Origin of the sequence: Hydrogenimonas sp. (genome assembly GCF_029932565.1) — a bacterium.
GTDB lineage: Bacteria > Campylobacterota > Campylobacteria > Campylobacterales > Hydrogenimonadaceae > Hydrogenimonas.
Window position 1 is genome coordinate 1 of the sequence record NZ_JAOZPV010000068.1, and the last position, 9,829, is coordinate 9,829.

Consider the following 9,829-nt stretch of genomic DNA (forward strand, 5'->3'; position numbering starts at 1 on the left):
GGGTGGCCCGACAAGATCGAAACCGTCGTCTACCACTGGGGCAACGACAAGGAGCGCTTTATCAAAGAGGTGAAACGCAAGAAGATCGATATTCTCATCGGCAATATCCCTGCCACCGCGTACGAAACCTTCCGTGAGATCGCCAAGGCGCTGCCGCATGTGCGTTTCGTCCCTTCGCTCGAGACACAGTTCGCCAACAAAAGCAAAGAGAATGTCACCCTCTTCTGCGAAAAGCACAATCTTTCCCATCCGAAGACGAAAATCTTCTACGATCGGGACGAGGGCTACAACTATCTGGAGAGGTGTGACTACCCGATCATCGTGAAGCGGAGCTACGGCCCCTCCAACTACGGCGGCTACTATGTCCACAAGGTCAAGTCGAAAGAGGAGGCGAAAAAACTCTTCGACGAGAAGAAGTATATGCCGATGTACATCCAGGAGTGCATTCCGCTGCGTGCCGACATCCGTGTCATGCTGGTCGGCCACAAACCGGCCTGTGCATTCTGGCGTGTGGCGGGCGAGGATATGGAGTTGACCAATACGTCGCAGGGCGGCTACATGACCTACGACGGCGTGCCGATGGGTGCGCTGGAGCTGGCAGTGGAGGCATCCAAAGCGGCGAAAGCGGAGTACTGGGCCTGCGATATCGCCGAGTACGACGGCAAATACTACATCCTCGAGTGCGCTACGGCATTCGCCGCATTCCCCTACTTCCGCGACTGGATCTGCCAGTATCTGATGTGGGATTTCTCGGAGGGGCGATTTCCGAAACCGCATATTCCTCTCTACAATTGGGAGGAGCTCGGAAAGATCAACCCCTCTCTGCTGCGCACGATGCGTCATATCCAGTTCAGCAAATACATTCCTTCCACCGACGGGGCGTACTATCTCAACGATAAAGAAGGCAAGTGGGATATCGAATTGACCGAAGAGAGTATACCGGAAGATATTCCCGACGATTCGCATCTGCACAAAGCACCGCTCAAGAAAGAGGAAGAGATTCCCGATATCATTCTCGAGGAGGCGAAAAAAGGGGAAGAGGTACGGAACGAACCGGAAGAGAGCGAAATGTCACTCGAAAGTGTGACGTTGACCGAACTGATGACGCTGCATGGCATGGAAGAGGATATCGCCGTCGAAGTGATCCGCTACATCCACAGTCACGACATCGAAAGCCTTGACGAGCTGCTCGAGCTCGAAGGTATCGACAAGCAGACGCTCAAAGTCTGGGCGGAGGGTCTGCACAGCAGGGTGGATGTCAATACAGCGGGTGTGAAGGCTCTCTCGAAAATCAAGGCGATCGGAAAAAAACTGGCCGAAAAGATCGTCGAGTTCAGAGAGAAGAACGGTCCTTTCAAAACTCTCGAAGATATGTTGAACATTAAAGGTCTGGGTAAAAAGAAACTCGATAAAATCCGCGACCATATCGCTATCAAGTGAAAAATGAAAAGTGAAGAAAAACGCTTCGCTTTTTATTTAAGGAAAACTATTTGAAACAACTTTACCACTCCTACGACGAAGCGGTGGCTCTCTTTGGGGAGCTGGCCGAGCGCCGCCCCGATCTTTTCGCCGTCGAAGTGATCGGCCAGACATGGGAAAAACGCGATATTATCGCGGTGACCATCTCGCAAAACGTCCGGCAGGCCCATGAAAAACCGGCTCTCTTCTATACCGGAACGATCCACGCGCGTGAATGGATCGGGCTGGAACTGGCGATCGGTTTCGCGCAGCAGGTGGATCGCAACATCGCCTACGACCATGATATCCAGGAGGCGCTGGAGCATGCCGCCATCTATATGGTTCCCTGTGTCAATCCCGATGGATTCGAATATTCCCGCAACCACTTCAGTTTCTGGCGCAAAAACCGCCGCCAGAATGCCGACGGCAGCTATGGGGTCGACCTCAACCGCAACTTTCCCGTCGGGTTCGTCAAATCCAACAAACCCGACTCCAACGTCTACGGCGGCCCCGAGCCATTCAGCGAGCCCGAAACGCGCGCGTTGAGAGATTTCGTGGAGAGTCATCCCAACATCGCCATCGCCCTCGACTACCACTCCCAGGGCAATGTCTTCTTTCCTGCCCACGATTTCCGCCACGAGGATACGATCGACACGACCGACATGAATGTTCTCTGTGCCAATATGGCCGAAGAGATCCGCAAGATCAGTGACAGAGAGTACGGCATCCATCAGGGCAAGCCCCCGGCGAAGCTCATCAGCGGAAGCGGGCGGGAGTTCTACTACTCCAAAGGGATCGTCGCTACGGTTGTCGAAGTCGGTACGCGGAACATCTCCGACTATCTCGACAGCATGATCGAGCATATTCGCGAGCATATCCCTGCGCTGCTGGCTGCTCTCAAAGAGGTGCCGAACTATGCACACGAAGGAGTGATGCCACGCCCCGAAAACTTTCGTGCCACTCATGTGGGCATCGACAATGTAACGCTCGAATGGGAGCCCTACCCCTGCTGCGACGGCGAAGAGATCTATTTCGAAATCTATCGCAGCCGGCGCGAAAAATCATACTGCCGTCCCTTCAACCTGATGGGGCTGACGCAGGCGAACCGGTACGCCGACCAGAATCTGATGAGTGACACCCCCTACTTCTACCACATTCGCGCCGTCAACAAGAAAACGGGGCGCAAATCCCCCTTTGCCCCGGTGCTGGCCGTTCGGACCCATGTCGGTGACGATGAATTCCACCGTACCTATTTCCCGCTTCCGGACAGGACGGGCTATGTCGCTGAAAAGCTCAAGGAGAACGCGTCGCATTTCGGCGTCAACTCACTGTTTGTGGGGGTGAGCGAAGCCAAAGGGGTCAGCTACGCCATCGTCACGATTCCGCTCAAAACGATTCCCGACAATGCCATCATCAAACACGCGCGTCTGCGCCTCTACCCGATGAACCGTGTCGGGGTGACGGTGGAAAAGTTCGGTGAGTGGGATGCCGGCATTGTCGATCCCGCCACTCTGGGCGACATCACGAAGTTCGAGGATGTCGACAAGATGGCTATCCACTCCTATGTCGGGCGCCCCACTGCGTCGAACCACCTGACACAGGGGATCTGGCGAAGCTGGGAGTTCAGCGAAGTGGAGTGCCGGGCCCTGCAGGAGCATATCAAAAACAGGGAGGTGGTTTTTCGTATCGAGGGACCCAAAACACTGGAAGTCGGGCGTACCTCCCAGATGATGCAGTGGGATCTGGGGTATGGGAAGTTTGGCGGCGGTCTCGCATTCCGACCCCATCTCGAGATCACCTATACACTCGAATCGAACCGTATGGAGCTTTTCCCCAGGCAGAGTTTTACGGTTCGTTCCGACGGCATCGAAGAGGAGAAAATCGTCAGCGGATTCGATGGAAACGGCAAAAAGATCTATGCCACGTTCGACTTCGAGCTGGGATCGCTGCCGGACTGGGAGTTCATGCAGATCACACGCGCCTATGTCGTTCTCAATCCGGTCAAAGTCTATGCCAAGGAGAATATCCGCTTTCATCTGGAGATGATCGATGCCAATGCCGAGCGAGACTACGAGGCGATCAAAAATCGCCAGATCATCGAAAATATCGGATACGACGTAAGCGTTAACGAGCTCAAGAACCAGGAGCAGGTGTTCGTGTTCGACACGTATGCCATTCAGGAATTCGGAAACCGGCTGCGCGACAAGACATCCATCGCCTTTTTGTTGCGTCCAAGCAGCGCACAGAAGCTGGTGAAGAATTCGGTCGTCGAGTGGCACAGTTCGCATCCGGAGTTCACACCCCGGCTGATTATCGAATATCTTCACAAGCGCCGGCGACCTGTCGCGCCGGTGAGTGGCCTGGGCTACAAAATCGAAAACGGCAAGGTGAAACTCTCGTGGAAAAATCCTGCCGACAAAGATTTCAAAGGGGTTTTCGTCATCAAGAACCCGTTCCGCCGCCCCATCTCGCCCTACGATGGCGACAAGCTCTACGGCGGGCCGGACAACTGGACCTACGACGATTTCGGTGCGCTCGATGTGAAGAAATACTATGCCGTCTTTACCTACGACGATGTGCCCAATTTCAGCGAGCCGGTTATTCTGGAGTATGAACCGAAGAGATAGCTGGGCGGCGAAACTGTGGCAAACCCTGCCACCGGTGAACCGCCCGTTGGCTATGCCGATATCAGCTCGTGGCGGTCTCTACCTGTGCGGCCCGAAGACGCGCAGCCTCCTGGAAAAACTGGTGCGTCAGGACAATGACGAAAAAGACCTGTCCCAGAATACCCACTCCGGGTATCAATGAGAGAAGATAGAGAATGAGCGTCGTCGTCATGATGCGCCACTTCGCCTGTGCGAAAACCTCGCGCATCTCCCTTTTATCCAGAATTTCACCCGCTACATCACGTGTCAGCAGTTTGTGGAAAAGAAAGTAAAAGGGGGCATTCATCGCAACGATTCCGAGCAGCGGCACGAACCAGAAGGGTATGGAAACGACGAGAAAGAGCAGAAAGAGAAGGAACTGCCCCAGCAGGAAAAGCAGATAGTCCCACAGTGGTACTGTTGCGTTGCGCTCGACATTCGGATAGTGGCGCTTTCGGACCTCGGAAACGATCATCGGGGTGAAGAACCCGACGACAATGACGGCGATGATGACCGAAACCAGAACGGCTACGCCGCCGCCGATGATATAAAAGAGTGTTCCGGCCACCGCCTTGAAAAGGAAACTGCCGAGAATGGCGGAAATAATGGGATACTCTTTCGCAAATTGGGCCAGTTCGTTTTGTGCGGCGGCCGCATCGGGATTTTGCGATGCCTGGGCGGCAGCGTTCAGCATGTCGAAAAATTCGCCGGAGAGCTGAAAAAGAAAAAAGAATGCGATGAGGATCGTAATGATAAAGGGAGCTGTCGAAAGAGCCAGAAATTTGGTTGTGAAAAAGTCCGAAAGAGCGCGTGCAAGCAGCGCGCCCTCGGCAGGAAAATCTCTCTTTTGCTGATTGGGTGTCATCGTCGTTCTCCTCCGGTCCGGCAACGATCGTGTCGTTGTCTCTTCCTCGATTTTTCAGGTGCAGCTGATTCGTTTTGTCTCCGGCCATCTCTCTTTCGCGCCGAATCCGCCGTTCAGCCGATATAGCAGACTAAAAAGTTCTATGGTTCACCGAGCCCGGCGGCCATTTTTATATAGTATAGCATAGTGTCCTGCTATAATTGCTCTAAAAAAGAGGGCAGGAACCGTTATGTTCGATCTATTGATTATCGGTGGTGGCGGGGCCGGATTGTCTGCGGCGCTTGCAGCCCACGATGCAGGTGCGAAGGTGGGTGTGCTCGGGAAAAACTACCCTACCCGATCGCAGACATCGATGGCCCAGGGGGGTATCAATGCGGCGATCGGCAATATCGAGCCCGACAGTGTGGAAGCGCATATCGCCGATACGCTCAAATCGGCCCATACGCTTGCAGATGAGGGGATGGTGCGCAGGCTTTGCGAAAAGGCACCCGATGCGATCGGGTGGCTCGATCGCATCGGCACTCCGTTCAGCCGGCTGGAAGACGGCAGGGTCGCCCAGCGCAGACTGGGCGGCGCAAGCGGGAAACGCGCCTGTTATGCGCAGGACTATACGGGGCTCAAGATACTTCATACACTGCACGATACCGCCCTGAAACAGGGGATCGAATTTCTGAGTGAATACTATCTGCTCAACTTTATCGTCGAAGAGGGTCGAGTGCTTGGCGTCACGGCGGTCGAGATGGCAACGGGTGAGGTAAAGGCGATCGGTGCCAAAAGCGTTGTCGTCGCCAGCGGCGGGTACGCCGGCCTCTACCGCGGTTTCACGACCAACTCCTCTGCAACGACGGGCGACGGCGTGGCGGCGGCGATCCGTGCAGGATGCGTGCTGAGCGATCTGGAGTATGTGCAGTTTCACCCGACGGCGCTGAGGTCCAGCGGCATCCTGATCAGCGAGAGCGCCCGGGGAGCCGGCGGCAGACTGCTCAACTCCAAAGGCGAACATTTCGTCGACGAACTGCTGACGCGCGACCAGGTGGCCAAAGCGATCTGGGAACAGCTGGAGAGCGGCGAAGAGGTTTTTCTGGATATCCGCCATCTGGGCGAAGCCTTCGTCGAGGAGAATCTTCCCCAGGAGCGCAAATTGGCGAAACTCTACGAAGGGATCGATCCGGTGACCGACCTCATACCGATCAAACCGGTGGCGCACTACACGATGGGAGGCATCGATGTCGACCATATGCACTGCACGAAAGTGAAGGGGCTCTACGCAGCGGGTGAATGCGCCAATTCGAAAGTGCATGGCGCCAACCGGCTGGGGGGCAACTCGCTCCTGGAGACCATCGTGTTCGGAAGGGAGGCCGGGGAAAACGCCGCGGCTTTCGCCCGGCAGCACGGCGATGTGAATCCGCGAAACAGCGAACAGTTCGAAAAGGACAGGAGTTTCGTCGCGGCGATTCCCCATTTCACGAACCAGATCGACTTTTACGAAAAACGCGATTTCCTGGGAAAGATTTTCTACAGGAATGTCGGTATCGTCCGCAACGAGATGGGACTGAAGGGGGTGCTTTCGGTCATTCGGCAGATGCAGAAAGAGCTCCCTTTCATGGGAATCGCCGACAAGAGCCGGGAGTACAACACCAACCTGATCGAATTCATCGAGTTCGGCAACATGGTGGAACTGGCCGAAGCGATACTCGTCTGCGCCATCAGCCGGAAGGAGTCCCGCGGCGCCCATCAGCGGGAAGACCATCCGCGGGAAGAGAAAAGCTACGACGGCGTCCATTCGCTTTCATGGAAGCACGACGGGACGCTCTGCAACGAGTTCGGAGGACTGGCCTGATGGGAGTTGAGAACGGAGAATCGAGAATGACAAATGAGAACAAAGAGGAGTTGACGGCGGAGAGACTCGAGAAGGAGCTCGAGAAGGCAGAGGAGAAGCTCGAAGAGGCGGAGAAGCTCATCGAGACGGTCGAAAGGGAACTTCGGCCGTGGGAAGAGGAGTACGAGACGGGCGGCAACTGCTGCGAAGATTACGATGACGAGGACGAGGCATGATCAACATTTCCATCAAGCGATACCATGCGGCGCGTCAGCCGGCGGAGATCGTACAGGAGTGGGAGATCGAAGAGGGGGTGACGCTGCTGGAGGCGCTGACTTCGATCAAGACGAAGAAGGACCCTACGCTCACCTTCCGGTCTGGCTGCAGAAGCTGTGTCTGCGGCAGCTGTGCCGTGCGGGTCAACGGACGGGAAGTGCTGGCCTGCTCCTACAAGCCGAAAGAGGGCGATCTGGTGGAGCCGCTGCGCTTCGAGCCGGTTATCAAAGATCTCGTCACCGACCAGAGCGGCGGTTTCGAGACGCTGAAACGGACCGGGGCGTGGCTGGAGCGTTTGAATGACGAAGCCGTCGTGACACTGGAAGAGGAGAAGCGCACGGAAGTGCAGACCGACTGTATCCTCTGCCACTCCTGCTACAGCGCCTGTCCGGTTTTCGAAACCAATCCGCTTTTCGCGGGTCCTTTTGCGCTGACCCGTGTCTGGCGATACGTGGCCGATCCGAGAGAGGGCGATCCCAAAGGAAAGATCGATGCCGTACAGCACGACGGCGTCTGGGACTGTACCCTGTGCGGCGAATGTACGGCGGTCTGTCCGGAGGGCATCGATCCCAAAAGCGATATTTTGATGCTGCGCACGAAGAGTACCCAGATGGGTCATACCGATCCGAATATGGGAGCCTTTGGGAGTTTCGGGCTGGATTTCTGATGCTGCATCTGACCCATCTGGAACCCTTCGAAGGAATCAGCGGGCAGCTCATCGACGAGATCAACCGCGTGGGCGTGATACGGGAATACCCCAAAGGCTCGCCCGCGATGGATGCGGACGATACGCTGAAACACTTCTATATCGTGATCGAAGGGCGCATCAAAGTCTACCAGTACAATCCACAGAACAATCGGGAGCAGACGCTCTACCTGCTCGGCCCCCACGACATGTTCGACGTGTTGACGGTACTCGACGGCAGGCGGCACGAAGTGATGACCGAAGCGCTCGACGATGTCAAAGCGCTGGAGCTGCCGATCGAAAAGGTACGGGAGTGGCTCGAGACCAATCCCGCCTTCAACCGTGCCTTCCTTCCCTACATGGCGAAGCAGATGCGCCAGGTGGAGGAGTTGGCGGCCGATCTTTCGCTCTACGACACATCGACCCGTCTGATGAAGCTCATTCTGAAAAATCTCGATCTTAAAAACCCGGTCAGACACCTGGGGCTTCTGCAAAATCTCCCCCACGAAGAGATCGCCTCGCTCATCGGGACGGTCCGCCATGTTGTCAACCGCCACCTCCAGCAGCTCAAACGGGAAGGGATCATCAACATCGAACGCAAGAAACTGGCCGTCAACGATGTGAAAAAACTGCTCGAAAAGGTCGAAAAAAAGTATTGATCAAAGGTGGAACATGAAAATCGACGCACTGTTGCTGGAAGATATCGAAAACGCCAGCCACCCTTCCGAGTTCGAGCTGGGCGACGGCTACGCCGTCCTGATTCTGCGCCTTCCGGAGATGACGGCGGAGGGGCTGCAGATCATCTCCTACGCCTTCGTCGTCGAGGGGGACGCCTGCTACCGCTTCAACCGCAATGCGAAAAAGCTGGAAGCGAGCGGTACGCTGGAGGACATGCACGCCTTTCTGGACGAGAAGACGGAGAGCCTCATCAAAGATATGCAGCGTTACCATTACGACATCGAAATGCTCGAAGAGAGCCTCTACGAAGGGTCGCTTCCTGCGGCCTTCATGCAGCGATGGCTGGCCTACAAGAAGGATGTGTCGCTGATCCATCGCCTCATGTTTCATGCCACCCTCGCTTTCGAGCTCTTCCTGCGCCACCACAGAAAGCGGGAAGGTTTCAGGGAGCTTGCCTACACCGACCTGCTGGAGCATATGGAGCGCATCCGGGACCTGGCCAAAGCGGCGATCGAAAAACTCGACAACCTCTACGATTTCTACCGCGCCAAGGTGGACGAGCGGATGAACCGGAACATGTATCTGCTTACGGTCATCTCCGCCATTTTTCTGCCGTTGACTCTCGTCACCGGCTTCTTCGGCATGAATACGGGCGGCCTCCCCTATACCGACGACCCCGCCGGAACCGTCAAGGTCGTGGCGCTCTCACTCTTTCTGGAACTTCTGTTCCTCGTTCCGTTTTTCATGATCAACACCAGAAAAATCGAGAAATTCCGTATCAAACGCCCAAAATGATACATAGGTTGCAGAATCTTTGACACGGTTGGACTAAAATTTTCCAGACAAAACTGGAAAAAGGAGTCCAATCATGAAGAAACTGCTGATATCTTTCGCCGCAGCGGCACTGCTCTGCGCGCCGTTTGCGATGGCCGAGACCTCCGCCGAAGTGAGCGCGGGAGCGGTTAAGAGCGCGAAAAGCAGAGCCCAAAGCAAACAGGTGGAGGTGGTCCAGGAGGCGGTCGATGCCGTCCTTCTGACCCAGAAGGTTCTCGCGGCACTGGACAAGAAGGATGTCGAAGGTGCCAAAAAGGATCTGGAAAAGGCGATCGGAAAGTTGGAAGTGGTGCTGGCCCACAAGGATGCGCCGGCTCTGCTGCCGATCGACTCTTCGATCGTGGCGGTCGAGTATGTAGGAGATCCGAAGTCGATCAAAGCGGCGTTGAAACTGGTCAAAGATTTGCTGGATGACAACAAAATCCAGGAGGCGAGGCGTCTGCTGGGAACCCTGCAGAGCGAAATCGACATCGTGACGGTCAACCTGCCGCTCGTCTCCTATCCCCAGGCCCTCAAGCTGGCGGCGAAATATCTGCACGAGGGCAAGACCAAAGAGGCGCGGGACGTGC

The 9,829-nt window shown here is 55.7% G+C and carries 9 protein-coding genes; 8 read left to right on the top strand and 1 reads right to left on the bottom strand.

The annotated features are described in order from the left end of the window. Together Q1K24_RS07860 and Q1K24_RS07865 are read left to right on the top strand one after the other, a co-directional pair. Positions 1–1,440: helix-hairpin-helix domain-containing protein (locus tag Q1K24_RS07860; RefSeq protein WP_300368492.1), on the top strand; the 1,440-nt coding region annotated here is incomplete at its 5' end. 50 nt (positions 1,441–1,490) lie between these two features. After that, a complete protein-coding gene (locus Q1K24_RS07865; RefSeq protein WP_300368495.1) occupies positions 1,491–4,085 on the top strand; it encodes a M14 family zinc carboxypeptidase in 2,595 nt (864 codons plus the stop codon). A 61-nt stretch (positions 4,086–4,146) separates the two neighbouring features. On the opposite strand, the gene Q1K24_RS07870 is transcribed toward Q1K24_RS07865, so the two are convergent. Further along, on the bottom strand, positions 4,147–4,968 hold the full coding sequence (locus Q1K24_RS07870; RefSeq protein ID WP_300368497.1) for an EI24 domain-containing protein: 822 nt from the start codon (positions 4,966–4,968) through the stop codon (positions 4,147–4,149). A gap of 229 nt (positions 4,969–5,197) precedes the next feature. Here Q1K24_RS07870 and Q1K24_RS07875 point away from each other — a divergent pair, with 229 nt between their 5' ends. The 6 genes from Q1K24_RS07875 to Q1K24_RS07900 form a co-directional block, all read left to right on the top strand. After that, entirely contained in the window at positions 5,198–6,808 is a 1,611-nt protein-coding gene (locus Q1K24_RS07875; RefSeq protein ID WP_300368500.1) for an FAD-dependent oxidoreductase, read from the top strand. 26 nt (positions 6,809–6,834) lie between these two features. Next, a complete protein-coding gene (locus Q1K24_RS07880; protein WP_300368503.1) occupies positions 6,835–7,023 on the top strand; it encodes a hypothetical protein in 189 nt (62 codons plus the stop codon). Continuing rightward, positions 7,020–7,730, top strand: a complete 711-nt coding sequence (locus Q1K24_RS07885; protein WP_300368506.1) for a 2Fe-2S iron-sulfur cluster-binding protein — start codon at positions 7,020–7,022, stop codon at positions 7,728–7,730. The genes Q1K24_RS07880 and Q1K24_RS07885 overlap by 4 nt, the downstream gene beginning before the upstream one ends. After that, positions 7,730–8,407 (top strand): Crp/Fnr family transcriptional regulator, encoded by a 678-nt coding sequence (locus tag Q1K24_RS07890; protein WP_300368509.1) that lies wholly within the window; start codon positions 7,730–7,732, stop codon positions 8,405–8,407. The genes Q1K24_RS07885 and Q1K24_RS07890 overlap by 1 nt, the downstream gene beginning before the upstream one ends. Positions 8,408–8,420: 13 nt before the next feature. Continuing rightward, positions 8,421–9,221, top strand: a complete 801-nt coding sequence (locus Q1K24_RS07895; protein WP_300368512.1) for a CorA family divalent cation transporter — start codon at positions 8,421–8,423, stop codon at positions 9,219–9,221. Positions 9,222–9,294: 73 nt separating this feature from the next. Then, positions 9,295–9,829, top strand: a 535-nt coding sequence (locus Q1K24_RS07900) for a YfdX family protein (protein WP_300368515.1), incomplete at its 3' end; no start/stop codon positions are given.